The following is a 15,679-nucleotide window of genomic DNA, read 5'->3' on the forward strand; positions in this document are numbered from 1 at the left end:
TTTTTTATTGGGGAATTAACATGACTAATTATAGCGTCCGACTTGAAATTACCACAGGTAATACAGAGCAGCGGCTACAAACCCTAAGACGAGAGCTGGCAAAAGTTGAACAAAGTGGCTTGAAAATGACCAGCAGTCTAAATGGGACGGTCATTAGCCAAAGTATAAAAGTGCTGACCGATACGATCACCAAAATGGGGCATGGGTCAAGTAGTGCCAGCTCGGATGTGGAAAAACTACAAAAACAGTTGTTACAAGCTCAGACTAAGTCAGAAAATCTAGCCAAATCTTTAGATAGGGCAAATATTCGGCTTGCTAGATTAGGACAAGCATTTGAAAAATCTAAGGCGATGGGGACAAAATTTGCCAATGAAATCAAGCAAGCCAACGCCAAGATTGATGAAATGTCAAAAAAAATGCAAAAAATCGAGCAAGAATTGCAAAAGGCAAAAAAAGCCTTTGGCGGCTTTGGGGATTTGCAAGGCAAGCTACAATCTTTGGCGGGATTTACGGTGTTTGGTATGGGTGTGGCGGATGTATTAAGAACCGCTGATACCATGAAAACGCTGGATACACAGATTAAACTGGTTACTAAGTCAGAACAAGAACACGCAGCTGTCAAAGCCAATCTATACAACATATCCAATAAAACACGACAAGATATTACCTCAACCATTGAAGCCTATACTAATAATGCTCGCTCGCTAGGACAACTTGGTAAAAATCAAGCTGAAGTGCTGAAATTCACCGAAAATATCAGTTTGGCGATGGCGGTCGGTGGTAAATCTGCCCAAGAGCAATCAGCGGCATTGCTACAATTAGGGCAGGCTATGCAGTCAGGTGTATTGCAAGGCGATGAATTTCGCTCTATTGCTGAAAATTCGCCAATCCTGCTTGATTTGATTGCTGAAAAATTGGGCAAAACTCGTGGCGAAGTAAAAAAACTTGCCAGTGATGGCAAAATTACCAGTGAGGTGATTTATCAATCGGTCATTGGTGCGGGCGATGAGCTGAACAAGAAGTTTGCCACCATGCCTGCTACCATGAGCCAAGCCCTTACGGTCGTACAAAATCGCTATACGCAGGCTGTGGATGATTTTTTCAATAAATCAGGTGGCTTGGGTGAACAGATTGCTAAGTCTTTGCTGTGGGTTAGTGATAATTTTGGCACGCTGACAAATACTGTCATGGGTCTTGGCGTGGTCTATGGCGGATATATGGCATTAAATAGTAAATTTGTCAGCACCACCATACCTGCTAAAATTGCCGCCTTAACTGCCAGTACTCGTGCATTTCATGCTGAAAGTGTGGCAATCAACGCCAACACCGCCGCTAAAATTCGCAATGATGGTGTGATTAAGACGCTGACAGCCAGTCTGAAAGCGACTAGAATAGGTCGGTTTACCAGTAGTCTTGTCGGGGTGACGGCTGAGCTTGGCAAGGGTACGGCTCGTATGGTTGGCTATGCTAATCAAGCCAGAAAAACGCATGGCACACTAGGAGCGTTGCGGTTGGGTGCGGTTAATACCACCACCGCCATTTTTAATAAAAATCGTGCTATTGGCGTGCTCCATGCCACCAAAGGCAAGCTCATTGGTACGGCAGGGCGGTTGGGTGCGGTGGTGACAAATCTGGGTCGTGCCATCTTTCGTGTCGGAGGCATCATCAAGGCACACCCTGTCATGTTTTTGGCGAGCATTATTGTTACGGTCATCACCGCCACGATGGGTCTTGAAAATGCCATGAAAAGCTTCGGTGATGCGGTAGGCATCGTGGGTATTTTGATACAAGATTTTGTCAAATGGTCGGTAGATGGCATTGGCAAACAAATAACCAAAGCCATTGATTTTATGGCGGGCTTTTTTGGTTCAAAATCAAAAGACGGCACCAATCAAGCCTCTAACGCTTTTAAGGATTTTTTCAAAACTTCGCAAGGCGGCTTTGTTGGCTTACTAGAAATCACCGCCAAAATCTTTGACAAGATTGTAACGATGGCAAAAGCGTCCATGCTGTATGCGTCATCGTATGTTGGCGATATGGTGATTAGCGTAAAAAATGCCTATAACGCCATGATGCCGTCGTGGATGGGCGGTGGTGGTGAGCAACAAGCCACACGCAATATGTCGTTTTCAGATGCTATTTTTCAAAGTCAAAGTTTTACCCTGCAAAATATGGTTGGCAATGCTAACACTCGCCACGCCATTTCACAAACAGCCAATGATAAAGCCTTACAGCACGATTTAGGTCAAGTGGGTGATGGGGCGGCTTCTGCCGCTAATGGTTTGAATAAACTAGGAAAAGAGGCGGATAAGGCGAAAGGCAAGATAGAGGCTAATCTAAACACCCAAGATGGGCGTATGCTGATGGTATTTAATGCCTTTAAGAATGCTGGGTTTAGTGATGAGCAAGCACGCCAACTCACCGCACAGGTTGGGCGTGAGAATGATTACAACACCAAATATCTGTTTGGCTCGCATAAAGATGCCGCCAATGGCAAGATGAACATTGGCATGATTAGCTGGCAAAAAGAGCGTGGTGCTAAGCTGTATCGTGAGATGCAGCAGCTGGGTCTGATTGATAAGCATGGCAAGATGGTACGAAACCAAGAAGCATTAAATTATCAAGCCAAATATCTTGCTCGTGAAATGGCGAATGATAAATTATATGAACGCACACGAAAAGACTTTATGTCTATTGACAATCCTACCTATGACAAGGGCATGAGTGCATTGAATGATGATTTTATTCGCTGGGATACGGCAGGTGAATCAATTAACCCTAAGATACATTTTGCCAAGCAAGAGAATTTTTACAAAAAACTGGTTGCTTTAACAAAAGACCATGTGCAGATGGTTCAGGAGGATGTAAAAACCCAAGAGGAATTGTTGAAAGCCCAACAAGAACTCGCCCTTAAATATTCTGACCATGCCACTCGTCAATTAGCAGCATTGGCTGCAGAGAAAAAAGCTGTCAATGATGCGTTTGGAGAAAGCAGCGAAGAGGGTCGCAAGCTCAATGCAATTATTGAAACCAGATACAAGTTGGCTGGCGAGCTTAGACAGCGTGAACAGTTGCTTGAAATGCAGGGCTATCAGATGTCTTCTGAAGAACGCATGGCATTAGAGCATGAAATTCATAATCTCAAAATTCAGCTGAGCGATGAGTATAGCGTCGCTGATAAAGAAATTTATCTAAAAGCGAATGCTCAAAAATATCAGCATGATTTGGAGATGTTTAAACGCCTACAGCAACAAAAAATCCAAGAGCTTGAAAAACCCATCAAGGCAGCACTGGGAGAGCAAGAACGCATTACTATCGCACGCATGAACCAAAAAACCATGCGACCTGATGACTACCGACGATGGGAGCTATCACAAGAGATGGCAGGTTCTAAGCGAACGGCGGACGATAATTATAGTAGCCAATTTCATGACATTTTCCGTCAAAATGATAACGGTCAATATGAGATTGAAAGCCTTGATGAGCGTTTAAGACTGTGGGAAGAAGCGTACCGACTGCATAAAGAGACGATAGCCAATATTGATGCTGAATATGGCGAAAAATCCAAAACTTTGGAAAATGAGCTACTTTCCAACAAATTGGGTGCGTACGGTAGTGCAGCAGGGGCTTTGGCTGGTCTGTTTAAAGACATGAGCGGTGAGCAATCTCGTGCCTACCGTGCGATGTTTGCGGTATCAAAAGCCTTTGCCATCGCTGAAGCGGGTAAAAATGTTTGGCTGGCAGCATCAGATGCTTATGCTAAAGAGCCAGGCACGGTATGGCAGAAATTGGCTGCTGCTGCGACTGCCACGGCAAAAAGCAGTAGCTTTATCCCACTTATCACTGCCATCAACCCCAAGGGATTTAAGACTGGTGGCTATACGGGCAATGGTGGTGTGAATGATGTGGCAGGCGTGGTGCATGGCAAAGAGTATGTACTCAATGCTAAGGCTACAAAACGCATTGGTGTGAACAATCTTGACCGCATCAATAATGGTGGGGGAATAGATAGTAAACCCATCAATGTGATTATCCACAATCACAGCAATGCACAAGCCACCGTAGAGCAACTGTCTAATGGCGACATAATGGTTATCGTTGGTCAAGTGGCACGACGAATTGCCCAACACGAAATCCAGCAATACCACCGCAACCAGTTTAGACAAGGAGGAGCACGATATGGCATCTAAAACCTTTACATGGGACATCTCAAACGACAGTAGCGAAAGCACATCAACCAATGCATCACATATAAGTTTTGGTGATGGCTATGAGCAATCTGTCAGCTTTGGAATTAATAATAGCCGTAAATCATGGCAATGTACCAGGACAGATAATAAAGCGGTAATCGATGAGATTTACCGCTTTTTAATTGCCACTAAGGGCGTTGAGCCTTTTAATTTTAAACCCTTAGCCGATGAGCCAAGCATTAAAGTCCGACTAGATGGCGAAGTTAGCCGTAACCGTGTGGGCGGCAATGTTTGGACGATTAGTTTTAATTTAAAACAAGTCTTTTAGTTTAACCGAACGACATCTATGTCGTTCACATCAACCAAGCCCCTGATAATCAAGGGCTTTTTATTTGGAGCAAAACCATGACCCAAACCCTAACCACCCTAAACCGCACCGAAGCCCAAATCCTACAAGCATTTATCTGGCAGGTAGACACTTGGCAAAGTCAATATGGCGACAAAGCCAATAAGGTTGAAATCGTCTATTATCCTGAAGATGACGGCTTTGAGGCAATGAACGGCGAAGAGAATAATGGCATTTTAAAACGCAATCGCACCACTATCTTTCGTGCCGAGATTCTAGCTTGGGCGACCAACCAACTTAACCAGCTTAAAGGTTGGGGTAATGACAAAGCTGTTACCGTCCTGCATTTAGTCTATGCTAATGATGAATTTGGCGTGGCGGTGGAAGTTACCGACAAGACTGCCGAAAATGTCAGCGATGAAGCGGCAGACAGCGAGTAACGCTTATGAGCTTTAATGCAGACATACAACAAAGCACCGTACAAGGTTTGATCACCTTGTACGAGCTGGACGCCAGACGACTTGGCGGCGATGTGTACCGCTTTCATGGGCATAACCAGTTAGACAATGGGGGTGTTATCACTTGGCAAAATCAAGCATTTACGCCAATATCTATCAAAGCTGACGGCTTAGAAATGCGGTCGGACGGTCGTGCTTCTGCTCCTACTTTGATAATCCACAACGACATTGGTGGCATACCCCAAGCCTTACGCTTTTTATGCCTTAGATATGGCGATTTTGTAGGGGCTAAATTAAAAGTCATTCACACATTAGCAGAATATCTGACCAGTGCTGATGAACAAAATTATAAAATCCAAAACTGGTACATTGAACAAAAAACATCAGAAACCAATGCCACCACCACCTTTGAGCTGTCAAACCCTGTGGACTTTGAGGGCTTAAAAATCCCAGTGCGTCAAATCACCAGCTACTGCCATTGGGCGGTGTGTGGTCGTTATCGTGGCGAAGAATGTGGCTATATCGGCACCAACCGCTTTACCACAGATGGCAAGCCCACCGACAACCCAGAACTAGACAGGTGTGGTGGGCGTTTATCTGATTGTAAATTAAGAGACAATGAACAACGATTTGGCGGATTTCCTGCCAGTAGTCTTGTGGGGTAATGCAAATGACAAATTTATTTTATCAATGGCTATTATGCGAGCTTATCAAAAACCATAAGCAATTTACAACCCAAAAATTTGAAACAGAGCAACGCCGAACGATGGGGGCGAGAATAACAAAACACCGAATTAGGCTTTAAAAATGCGACTAACCAAACCCCTTAAAGACCAAATCATAACCCACGCTTGGGACGACTACCCCAACGAGTGCTGTGGTGTGATTATTGATGGTCAATACCACCCTTGTACCAACATCGCCCCCAATCCTGCCAATGCGTTTGAGATTGACCCTGATCAATTTATTAACTTATCCAAGCTTGGCGAAATACAGGCAATTGTCCACAGCCACCCTGATGGCGAACCGTTGCCATCTGAAGTGGATAAGGTGCAAATGGGACTACATGACATAGATTGGGTCATCGTAGGCTTAGGTCATACACCTACAGGGGCAACATACTGCGACATCAAACGCCATAAGCCCACCACTTATCAAAGCCCACTTTTGGGGCGTGAATATCATCATGGCGTACAAGATTGCTACAGCTTAGTGCGTGATTATTACAAGCGAGAACTATCCATTGAACTGCCTGATTTTGCAAGGGCTGATGAGTGGTGGGAAAACCCAAACCATGAACCACTTTATGAAAACAACTTTAAAAAAGCTGGCTTTGATGTCATTGATGACCCAGCACAATTACAAAAACACGATGTTATTTTGTGCCGTGTTGGTCGCACCTATCACATCAACCATGCGTTGATATTCATAGGCGATGGCAAATTAAACAGCGAAACCACACCACCTGCCATCGGTAACACCCTAATCTTGCACCACCCACACGGACGGCTTAGTGTGCGTGAGATTTATGGTGAGAGCTGGCAAAGACGCACCGCGATGGTGGTTAGACATAGGCAGATTGCGGAGCAAATAATGGCTTGATGTTAGAGTAGTCTATTTTTGCGTTGTGTTCGGCTTGCCATAGGTCATAGGCTTGTTGCATATTAAGCCATAGACTGGGCGTGGTATTTGGCAACAAATGACTGATGCGAAGTGCCATATCTGCAGAGATACCTTGCTTGCCATTCAAAATGCGACTAAGATTAGCCCGTGTAACGCCAAGACGGCTTGCCATCTCAGTAACAGTCATCGTGGCAATGTATTCTTTTAGTAGTAAGCCAGGGTGCGGTGGGTTGTGCATTTTCATCATAATTCTCCTAGTGATAATCTTGATAATCAACAATCTCGGCATTGCCATCATCATTAAATTTGAAAGTTAAACGCCAGTTGCCATTGACTGACACTGACCAGTGACCGACCAAGTCGCCTTTTAAGGCATGGAGTTGCCAACCTGGAACATCCATTGCAAAGACGGTTTCAGCACTGTTTAGTGTGGATAGTTGTAAACTTAATTTGTTTTTATGCTTAACTTGAATACCAGTGGTTGAACCGGTAGTAAAAAACTTCTCCAGACCTTTATGTTTAAATGAAACAATCATCTTTGCAATCCGTATTGTGTATAGATACATTATACAAAACAAATAAGGAGAATTCAAATGAAAACAATCCAACTACACGGCATCCTTGCCAAAAAATTCGGCAGATTTTTTAAATTAGATGTCAAAAGTGCCAAAGAAGCCTGCCATGCGATTGCTTGTCAAATCCCTGCTTTTAAAGCATTTATGATGCGTGCTGAGCAAGACGGCATCCGCTTTGCCGTGTTTAACGGTAAAAAACGCAACGAGCGTACCAACATCGGTGAAAATCAGCTTAACGACATCACCACTGCTAACCACATTCACATCGTTCCCAAAGTCATGGGTAGTGGCGGCAAAGCAATGGGCTGGCTACAAGTGGTGGCTGGGGCGGCGTTGGTGGCGGTCGGTGTGCTTGTGCCAGGAGCACAAGCATTGATTGGTGCTGGTGTGGGTCTGATGATTGGCGGTGTTGCCAGTCTACTGATGCCCACCCCCAAACTAGACCCTGCTAATGAAGACGGCAACAAGCCAAATAACGGCTTTGGTGGTGCGGTAACGACTGTAGCACAAGGCAATCCTGTACCCATTTTGTACGGTGAGCGAGAAGTGGGTGGGTTTATTGTGTCGGCAGGTATTAGAGTTTAAGAGTAAAGATATGAACATACACGGCTCAAAAAAACAAAAAGGTCAAGCAAGAAAACCAACCATCGCCACCGATGATTTGGTTTCTACTGGCTATGCACAAATCTTATACGGTCTTTGTGAAGGCGAGATTGCAGGCTTAGCAGACGACGGCAAATCCATTCTTCTTGAGAACACACCACTCATCAATGACAACGGACAGCCAAACTTTGATGGCGTGTCTTGGGAGTTTCGCACAGGCACGCTTGACCAAACCCACATTGCAGGCTTTCCAGCTGTTGAAAACGAACACAACATCGGTGTTGAGTTACGACACGACAGAGACTGGACAAGACAAATCAATAACCGTGAATTGTCAGCGGTGCGTGTGCGTCTAAACTTTAATGCTCTTAGAGAGCAAAAAGAAAATGGCGACATTACAGGTTATGCCATTTCTTATGCTATTGATGTACAAACAGATGGCGGCAGCTTTGTTGAAGTCTTGACCGATACCGTGCGTGGTAAAGCATCACAGGGCTATAAAAAAGCCCACCGCATTGATTTGCCCAACTCTGGCACAGCCAAACGCTGGACAATTCGTGTTCGTCGTATCACACCTAATCGTGATAGCGAACTGGTCGCTGATACGATGAGCATTGACGCACTGACTGAGATTATCGACGCCAAACTGTCTTATCCTTGCACGGCACTGCTTGGCATCTCTTATGACGCCAAAACCTTTAATAACATTGCTAAAATTGCGGTACGCTTAAAAGGCAAGATTATCCAAGTGCCCAGTAACTACAACCCAGAGACACGCACCTATAACGGCTTATGGGACGGCACTTTTAAGCCTGCTTATAGCAACAATCCAGCTTGGGTGTATTATGACTTATGCACGCATCACCGATATGGACTGGGTGAACGCTTAAGCGGTATGGTGGATAAATGGCGACTGTATCAGATTGGGCAATATTGTGATGAACTTGTTGATGATGGCAAAGGCGGAAAAGAGCCAAGATTTACCTGCAATGTCTATATCCAAAAAGCAGACGATGCATATCGTGTCTTACAAAACTTGGCAAGCGTGTTTCGTGGACTATCATTTTGGGACGGACAAAATATCGTCGTTGATAGCGATACGCCCAAAGAGCCCGTTTACACTTTTAGCCCTGCCAATGTGGTGGGTGGCGAATTTAGCTATACAGGCACACGAGCAAGGGATAGACACACTTTGGCAAAAGTGGCGTGGGACAATCCAGAGAATAACTTTACCACAGAATACGAGCTAATCCCTGATGAGGGGGCAATCGCCAAATATGGCGTGCGTACGCTAGATATTTCAGCTTTTGGCTGTACATCACAAGGACAAGCACAAAGAGCAGGACTGTGGGCGTTAAAAGCCGAGCAGTTAGAGACACAAACGGTGAGCTTTAAAACAGGTTTGATGGGCTTTATCCCCCAAGTTGGGCAAGTGATTAACATTGCCGATAATGTGTTTGCAGGGCGTGCCATCTCTGGCAAAATCGTGGCGGTGGCTGATAATCAAAAAATCATCACGCTTGATAGGGCGGCAGGAAAAGTGGGCGATATCATTACCTTAAATACGCTTGGACAAATCGCCACCGCCACCATTACCGCCGTGCATGGCGAGACACTCACGCTTGACAAGGCAATGGGCGAAATAGGCGATGTGTGGGCGATTATCAGTGATGACTTAAAACTTATGCAGTTTAGAGTGCTGACCATTGCCCAAAACGATGATGCCACCTTTGACATCACTGCCTTAGAGTACAACCGCCAAAAATATCAAGCGGTGGACAATGGAGCTATTGTAACTCAAGAGCCATTTACCGTGCTCAAAGTCGCCACAATATCCGCCCCCAAATCAGTGAGCTTGACCGCAAGCACTCGCACGGTGCAAGGACAAGCCATTACCACGCTGTCTATCAACTGGGAGCAGGTGGCAGGTGCGGTGGCGTACATTGTGGAGTGGCGAAAAGACGACAACGCATGGCAATCTCAAAAAATCGCCAGCCAAAGCCTTGATATTGATGGCGTATATGCTGGCAACTATCAAGCACGAGTGCGTGCGGTGGATGCCTTTGATAATGAAAGCCTAGCCACCACAAGCCAATTAACCAATATCACAGGCAAAACAGGCAAACCGCCAAAACTGTATTTATTTAAAGTAAAAGGCGGTCTGTTTAGTATGTACCTTGACTGGATATTTAACCACGGCTCAGAAGACACCAATTATACAGAGATTCAAATAAGCCCTGACGGACAAGCAAACATTGCTACGCTGGCGGTATTTAGTTATCCGACCAACAGCCACACGATTACAGGCTTACAAGGCAACTTAACCCAGTTTTACCGTGCCAGAATTGTAGATAAACTCGGCAATACATCAGATTGGACAGACTGGATAAGTGGCACGACATCATCAGATGCCGCCAAAGTGCTGGACTTAATCAGTGGTCAGATCAGTGAGAGTCATCTAGACCGTACACTCAGGGAGCCGATTGCTAAGATTGATGCGTTTGATGGCAAGATCAATCTGTTCAACGCCAAAATCCCTAGCATTGAGCAAGCGGTGCAACAAGCCAACGCACGATTGCCCCAGTTAAACCGCAGCATTGATGAGCTCATGCGTGATAAAAATGCCAAAAGTCAAGAAATCGCTAACATCAGGCAAAATTTGGGCAACACCACCACCCAAATCCGAGATGTTGCCACCAGCACAAGCAACCTGACAAGGCGATTGGGCGAGATGATGGTCAACCAGCAGCATAACAATGACACGCTGAACGCAAGAATTCAAACTGTTCAAGACAGCATTGTTGGCACAGAACAAGCCATCAATCAGATGCGTGAGACGATGAATGCCAAGTTCACCAGTCTAAGCGACAACCTGCTTGTTGGTGGCGATGAGACGAAAGTATCAACCGATTGGGGTATCAGATACCCAATCAAAGAGCAATTGTCAGCAAGACAAAGGGTAAAAATCAGCTTAAAAAATGCCCAAAACCTCACCTCCGTGGCTGTCTATAATTCAGGCACATCAGGTTCAGCTAAAATCGGAGACTTACGCAAGGTGGGCGATGAATGGGTAGGCGAATTCGCTTGGAGGATTTACGGCTCTAACAATGAGCTGATACTCTACCGCCAGCCACGACGCTCAAGGCAGTCTGTCCAAGCCGTACTCGCCAAGCATACCGACACCACGGCATTGATTGATGAGGTAAAACGAACACTTGCTGAAAAAGAGCGTGCATTGTCAGAGCGTATCGGACAATTAGATACCACCCTAAACGGTCAGACCACAAGCATCAGAAATGTACAGCGGTCAGTCAATGGCGTGCGTGCGATTAAGGCGGTAACGGTGGATAATAATGGCTTTATTAGCGGTTATGGCTTGATGAGCGATTTGCAAAATGGGCGTGTTACAAGCCGTTTTGGTATCAATGCCGACCAGATTTATTTTGGGGCGACAACGAGTGCCAAAAAGCCGTTTGTGTTTACGACCCGCACTACCACCATCGATGGTGTAAGCTACCCTGCGGGGGCGTGGCTTAATAGTGCCAGTATTGCCCGAGCGTCCATCAATATGCTGCACATCGCCGACAGTATTCAATCTGACAACTATGTTGCAGGTCGTCAAGGCTGGCGATTATTCAAAGACGGCAGGTTTGAGCTCAACAACACATTTGGTGATGGTTCAAGTTTGGAGCTTAACTCAAAAGGCTTGATTGTTTGGTACAACAAAGCACGAGGCAAAAAAGCAGTAGAATTGGGGATATTCAGATGATAAGTGGTTTGAGAGTATGGGATAGAGACGGTCGTGAGATTAGCAATATCACGGGTCGTTATCCCAAATTCATCGGCAATAAAGTAATTAGTGCATCTGAAAGACGGAGTATTAATTACACCATCCCACAAGGCACGACACGCATTGTCGTGCCTGTATATATGTCTCGTAATGATAATTTATCAGTACCTCCTGATGCTAAAGATGTAGAAGAAGAGTATGTTTATACGAATACTTACAATCTTTGGGGTATCGATATTAACTACACTAATTCAGGGTTTGAATACAGTACAGAACAAGCAGGCAATGCCGATAAACAAAAACCACCTATTAAAATCTACTGGGGGTATGTATGAGTTTTAGAACTTTTAATCAACAAGGTCAAAAATTATTAGATAGTGATGAGGCGGTATTTAGTTTTGTTAAGTCTGGTAGGTTAACAAGATTACTTGATACACCTTTTGAAAAACATAAGAGAGAATACTGGTATAGAGCTAAACGCTTAGTTATTAATTCTAAATTGAGGAGAGGTTATACAGATATTTATACACCTGAATACTGTATGTATTATATAGACTTGCCTAATGCCATTAGTCCCATTGCAGGGGTGTATTATGATGGTTTAAGTAGTCAATGTAATCCTGTGGTGTATCTAAATACAGGCTATTTTGATGGCATAGCACGGCTGATGTTTTATTCAAATGGCAGGTTATCAGATGCTGAGCTTGCCAAATTTCACATTTACATTTTTGATGTTAATGTGGTTAAAGAAACAGCTGTAGGCATGAATCTGTATGATAGACAAGGCAATGTGACTTTTAGTAGTCGGAGTATGCCAATGTCTCTACAGACCAAAACCACACGGCAACATATTCCCAATGATATTAAATTACTATCGAGTGATGAAGCTAGACTGCTGACTCGCCATGTTGAACATTATTATGATTATGGTGTGGACTATTATAACAATCAAACAGGCAGCGACCGAGCGATGATTGACAAACGAAAAAATCATGGCGTGCCATTGTCTGAGTTGTTGCCAATACGCACCGCCAAACGCTGTGTTGGCATATTAAGCCCCAAGCTATCAGTCGGATACTATCCTTATGATACCACCGAGCTGACAAATGCGATTGGTGATTATGACGGGTACTATCAATTGAAATTTTTGGCAGGTGAAACCTACCCTCATTTTATGACACCCATGGTGCTTGCGTGTGTAGGCTGTGTTGATGGCAATCATATTAAGACTGTGCCGCCATTTGAGCATATTAATCAAAATGGTACTGTGAAAGATATAAAACAAGAATTCACAACAAGAAACCTAATATTTAATCATGATGTAATAAATATTTATTTTTCTGAAATTGATAATCTACCATTCCCATTCACAGGAGGCCATCATGACATAACACCACCCCCATAACCACAACCGCCCCATCTCAACCATGGGGCTTTTTTATTAACCAAGGAGAAAAAATGAAACACAACATCAAGCTCAACATCACAGTGGACGGAACAGAGGAATAATTATGATCGAAAAAGACCCAACCACCTACACCATCATCACCTATCTATGGGTGGGACTGCTGGCGATGGCAGGTGGCTTGGTGGCGTTCATTAGGCGACTTAACAAGCAAAGAAAGCCTGAGAAGCTTACAGTAGTGTTCATTAAGCTCGTTGGGGAATTGATGGTGTCAGCATTCGCTGGCGTCGTCACATTCTACCTCTGCGAATACCTAGAGACCGAGCCGCTATTGACAGCGGTGGCGGTCGCCATCAGCGGTCACTTGGGCGGTAACGCCATCGATGCCATCGGCAAAAAAATCAATCATCTATTTAGCCCCTAATGGGGCTTTTTATTGGAGCACAAAAATGAAAAATGAATTAAAATGGGTGCAAATCGCCCGCCAGTACATCGGACAACAAGAAATCAAGGGGGTCAAGCACAACCCATTGGTGGTGGAGATGTGGACAACAGGCTTTACTGCCACAAATCAAGCCCACCGCCTAAAAGAAAAAGTACGGCAAAATGACGAAACACCATGGTGCGGTGCATTTGTCGCATTTGTCATGGCAAAGGCAGGATTGTCGCATCACATTCCAAAATCTTTCCCATTGGCTCGTTCATGGGTGACGGCAGGCAGTAAGCTCAATAACCCCGCTTATGGCTGCGTGGTGGTGTTTAGTCGCAATGGTGGTGGTCATGTAGGGTTTTGTGTTGGTAGAGACAAGCATGGTAATATTATGGTGCTTGGCGGCAATAAAGGCGATGCGGTCAATATCAAGCCATTTAGCCCATCTCGTGTGCTGGGCTATCGCTGGTGTGGTACACAGTCTATGCCTGCGACACATCGGTTTGCGTTGCCTGTTTTTGCGAGTAACGGTAAAGTCAGCACGAACGAAGCATAAAAACACCCCCAAGCCTTATGGTTTGGGGTGTTTTTTTATTGGCAGGACAAACTGTTTATGCGTCCTGCAACATCTTTGCTAACCCATCTTTGCCCAGCATATTAATCAACGCTTGTAAAATATCGCTCGGTTTCTCTCGATACACACCCTTATAGTGTGTTGTATCTCTGCCATTAGCTAGGTCATCAATATAATCTGCCCATGTCTGCATAAGCTCACACCGCTTGGCGTACAAATCTGCTCGCATATAAGGATTATCGCCCTTGATTTGGTGTCCTAGCATCATCTCTGTAATCAAGTCGCTATAATCAAGCTCGCCCATCAAAATGCTTTTGGCACTTGACCGAAAACCGTGTGATTGGTGCAATCCGTCATACCCTAAGCGTTTTAGGGCGGTGTTAGTCGCTCCGTCTGATATGTAGCCGTCTTTAGTGTCTTTGGCAAACACATAGGGCAAATGTCCTGTGAGCTTATGCTGTTTTTGCAAAATTTTGATGACTTGACGGGGTAAGGGGACTGTCATTTTTTCAACCATCTTGATACCGCTATTAGATTGCCCTTTGATGGGGGTAAGCTCCCATTTGCTATTGTCCAAATCTAAATCCGCCCATTTCATCGACCGAATATCGCCATTTCGCACGGCGGTGTAGGCAAGCAATAGCATATTGTGGCGGGTGTGGTCGTCCATTGACTTGTCATCAAAAATATCTTTAAGTAGGCGTGCAAAATCAGATGGCTTAACCAATGCCTTGCGGTTGCCATATTTGACGGTGGTTAATAGATGGCTGGTTTTGGCGTTGGCGATGTCGCTCATCGGATTATGCGTGCAGTAGCCGTGTAGTGTCGCCCACGCAAAAATATCTATCAAATGCCCCCTGCACCTGTCCGCCATATCGCTTGGTTTGGTGGGGTCGGCTCGTTGGCGGTGGGTGCGTTCTATGTCTTGTAATAATTCTATCAAGTCGGCGGTAGTGATTTTATCTATTGGCGTTTGCCCAAAGCGTTTGATAAATAAATTTAGGCGGTATTGTCGCCTTTTTGCTGTATTGCCTTTCCAATTTTGTTTATCTGCCCACATTTGGCAAATCACATCAAAAGTATTGCTAGCTAGGCGTTTGCGTTCTTTTTCCAATCGTTCAAAGTGGGTTTTTGGGTCTATGTCGTTGGCGATTAATTCGTTTAGTTCCTGCCATTTTTCAAATGCTTTTGTCATTGTGATAGCAGGGTAGTCACCCAGAAAATATTTAGCTGTTTTACCGTCTTTGGTATAACGATACACCCATGACTTGACCGAACCGTCTTTTGTGGCCCGCACTCGGATAAATAGGCGTGGTTTGCCCTGTATTTTGGCAAAATATTCTTTCTTATCTACTGGCAATTTTAGGGCGTGTATTTGTTTGTCGGTCTTAATTTCTGGCATAAAAAAGTGGGGTACAAAATAGGGTACAAAATAGGGTACAATTAGTATGCAACAAAATGAAATGGCTTGCAATGCCAAAAGACAACAAAAAACCCTTAAAGCCTTGATTTTATTAGCTTTAAGGGCTCTTTTTTTATTTTTGAAATGCCTTAAAAAGGCGTAATGGTACCAGTGGTCGGACTCGAACCGACACGCTTTTAAGGGCAACGGATTTTGAATCCGTCGTGTCTACCAATTTCACCACACTGGCATAAGTGGCTGTTATGAAACATGTTGCGTATTA

Annotated in this window: 14 protein-coding genes and 1 tRNA gene; 11 read left to right on the forward strand and 4 right to left on the reverse strand. The window is 44.6% G+C overall.

Annotation, left to right across the window (positions count from 1 at the left end; all coding sequences use genetic code 11):
* The first annotated feature begins 20 nt into the window (after positions 1 to 20).
* The 5 genes from LU276_RS04090 to LU276_RS04110 all read left to right on the forward strand — a co-directional run bounded on the left by LU276_RS04090 (position 21) and on the right by LU276_RS04110 (position 6,596).
* On the forward strand, positions 21 to 4,190 hold the full coding sequence (locus LU276_RS04090) for a tape measure protein (protein ID WP_284674372.1): 4,170 nt from the start codon (positions 21 to 23) through the stop codon (positions 4,188 to 4,190).
* The gene (locus LU276_RS04095; RefSeq protein WP_284674373.1) at positions 4,180 to 4,518 is read left to right on the forward strand and encodes a phage tail protein; all 339 of its coding nucleotides are present in this window, start codon (positions 4,180 to 4,182) and stop codon (positions 4,516 to 4,518) included. The genes LU276_RS04090 and LU276_RS04095 overlap by 11 nt, the downstream gene beginning before the upstream one ends.
* Before the next feature lie 77 nt (positions 4,519 to 4,595).
* The gene (locus LU276_RS04100; protein WP_284674374.1) at positions 4,596 to 4,976 is read left to right on the forward strand and encodes a hypothetical protein; all 381 of its coding nucleotides are present in this window, start codon (positions 4,596 to 4,598) and stop codon (positions 4,974 to 4,976) included.
* A 5-nt stretch (positions 4,977 to 4,981) separates the two neighbouring features.
* Positions 4,982 to 5,659, forward strand: a complete 678-nt coding sequence (locus LU276_RS04105; RefSeq protein ID WP_284674375.1) for a phage minor tail protein L — start codon at positions 4,982 to 4,984, stop codon at positions 5,657 to 5,659.
* 142 nt (positions 5,660 to 5,801) lie between these two features.
* Entirely contained in the window at positions 5,802 to 6,596 is a 795-nt protein-coding gene (locus tag LU276_RS04110; RefSeq protein WP_284674376.1) for a C40 family peptidase, read from the forward strand.
* On the opposite strand, the gene LU276_RS04115 is transcribed toward LU276_RS04110, so the two are convergent.
* Together LU276_RS04115 and LU276_RS04120 are read right to left on the reverse strand one after the other, a co-directional pair.
* On the reverse strand, positions 6,559 to 6,864 hold the full coding sequence (locus tag LU276_RS04115; RefSeq protein ID WP_284674377.1) for a HigA family addiction module antitoxin: 306 nt from the start codon (positions 6,862 to 6,864) through the stop codon (positions 6,559 to 6,561). The genes LU276_RS04110 and LU276_RS04115 overlap by 38 nt on opposite strands.
* Before the next feature lie 7 nt (positions 6,865 to 6,871).
* Positions 6,872 to 7,153 carry a type II toxin-antitoxin system RelE/ParE family toxin gene (locus tag LU276_RS04120; protein WP_284674378.1) on the reverse strand — a complete coding sequence of 94 codons (282 nt, stop codon included), beginning with the start codon at positions 7,151 to 7,153 and terminating at the stop codon, positions 6,872 to 6,874.
* A 57-nt stretch (positions 7,154 to 7,210) separates the two neighbouring features.
* Between LU276_RS04120 and LU276_RS04125 the strand changes: the two genes are divergently transcribed.
* From LU276_RS04125 to LU276_RS04150, 6 genes are all read left to right on the forward strand, one after another.
* Positions 7,211 to 7,777, forward strand: coding sequence for a tail assembly protein (locus tag LU276_RS04125; RefSeq protein WP_284673412.1), 567 nt, complete (start codon positions 7,211 to 7,213; stop codon positions 7,775 to 7,777).
* 10 nt (positions 7,778 to 7,787) lie between these two features.
* The gene (gpJ, locus tag LU276_RS04130; protein WP_284674379.1) at positions 7,788 to 11,564 is read left to right on the forward strand and encodes a TipJ family phage tail tip protein; all 3,777 of its coding nucleotides are present in this window, start codon (positions 7,788 to 7,790) and stop codon (positions 11,562 to 11,564) included.
* Positions 11,561 to 11,920, forward strand: a complete 360-nt coding sequence (locus tag LU276_RS04135) for a hypothetical protein (protein ID WP_284674380.1) — start codon at positions 11,561 to 11,563, stop codon at positions 11,918 to 11,920. The genes gpJ and LU276_RS04135 overlap by 4 nt, the downstream gene beginning before the upstream one ends.
* The gene (locus tag LU276_RS04140) at positions 11,917 to 12,990 is read left to right on the forward strand and encodes a hypothetical protein (protein WP_284674381.1); all 1,074 of its coding nucleotides are present in this window, start codon (positions 11,917 to 11,919) and stop codon (positions 12,988 to 12,990) included. The genes LU276_RS04135 and LU276_RS04140 overlap by 4 nt, the downstream gene beginning before the upstream one ends.
* A gap of 106 nt (positions 12,991 to 13,096) precedes the next feature.
* Positions 13,097 to 13,414, forward strand: coding sequence for a phage holin family protein (locus LU276_RS04145; RefSeq protein WP_284673414.1), 318 nt, complete (start codon positions 13,097 to 13,099; stop codon positions 13,412 to 13,414).
* Between the two features lie 25 nt (positions 13,415 to 13,439).
* Complete coding sequence (locus tag LU276_RS04150) at positions 13,440 to 13,976, forward strand: NlpC/P60 family protein (protein ID WP_284674382.1); 537 nt, start codon at positions 13,440 to 13,442, stop codon at positions 13,974 to 13,976.
* A gap of 55 nt (positions 13,977 to 14,031) precedes the next feature.
* On the opposite strand, the gene LU276_RS04155 is transcribed toward LU276_RS04150, so the two are convergent.
* Both LU276_RS04155 and LU276_RS04160 read right to left on the reverse strand, forming a co-directional pair.
* Positions 14,032 to 15,396 carry a tyrosine-type recombinase/integrase gene (locus LU276_RS04155; RefSeq protein WP_284674383.1) on the reverse strand — a complete coding sequence of 455 codons (1,365 nt, stop codon included), beginning with the start codon at positions 15,394 to 15,396 and terminating at the stop codon, positions 14,032 to 14,034.
* Positions 15,397 to 15,559: 163 nt separating this feature from the next.
* Positions 15,560 to 15,646 (reverse strand) — tRNA-Leu (locus tag LU276_RS04160).
* Between the last annotated feature and the right edge of the window lie 33 nt (positions 15,647 to 15,679).

This window comes from Moraxella haemolytica (genome assembly GCF_030177935.1).
GTDB lineage: Bacteria > Pseudomonadota > Gammaproteobacteria > Pseudomonadales > Moraxellaceae > Moraxella > Moraxella haemolytica.

Excerpts from the sequence above, each read along its gene's own strand:
- LU276_RS04090 (WP_284674372.1), top strand. The coding sequence starts at position 21 with ATGACTAATTATAGCGTCCGACTTGAAATTACCACAGGTAATACAGAG.
- LU276_RS04095 (WP_284674373.1), top strand. The coding sequence starts at position 4,180 with ATGGCATCTAAAACCTTTACATGGGACATCTCAAACGACAGTAGCGAA.
- LU276_RS04100 (WP_284674374.1), top strand. The coding sequence starts at position 4,596 with ATGACCCAAACCCTAACCACCCTAAACCGCACCGAAGCCCAAATCCTA.
- LU276_RS04105 (WP_284674375.1), top strand. The coding sequence starts at position 4,982 with ATGAGCTTTAATGCAGACATACAACAAAGCACCGTACAAGGTTTGATC.
- LU276_RS04110 (WP_284674376.1), top strand. The coding sequence starts at position 5,802 with ATGCGACTAACCAAACCCCTTAAAGACCAAATCATAACCCACGCTTGG.
- LU276_RS04115 (WP_284674377.1), bottom strand. The coding sequence starts at position 6,864 with ATGATGAAAATGCACAACCCACCGCACCCTGGCTTACTACTAAAAGAA.
- LU276_RS04120 (WP_284674378.1), bottom strand. The coding sequence starts at position 7,153 with ATGATTGTTTCATTTAAACATAAAGGTCTGGAGAAGTTTTTTACTACC.
- LU276_RS04125 (WP_284673412.1), top strand. The coding sequence starts at position 7,211 with ATGAAAACAATCCAACTACACGGCATCCTTGCCAAAAAATTCGGCAGA.
- gpJ (WP_284674379.1), top strand. The coding sequence starts at position 7,788 with ATGAACATACACGGCTCAAAAAAACAAAAAGGTCAAGCAAGAAAACCA.
- LU276_RS04135 (WP_284674380.1), top strand. The coding sequence starts at position 11,561 with ATGATAAGTGGTTTGAGAGTATGGGATAGAGACGGTCGTGAGATTAGC.
- LU276_RS04140 (WP_284674381.1), top strand. The coding sequence starts at position 11,917 with ATGAGTTTTAGAACTTTTAATCAACAAGGTCAAAAATTATTAGATAGT.
- LU276_RS04145 (WP_284673414.1), top strand. The coding sequence starts at position 13,097 with ATGATCGAAAAAGACCCAACCACCTACACCATCATCACCTATCTATGG.
- LU276_RS04150 (WP_284674382.1), top strand. The coding sequence starts at position 13,440 with ATGAAAAATGAATTAAAATGGGTGCAAATCGCCCGCCAGTACATCGGA.
- LU276_RS04155 (WP_284674383.1), bottom strand. The coding sequence starts at position 15,396 with ATGCCAGAAATTAAGACCGACAAACAAATACACGCCCTAAAATTGCCA.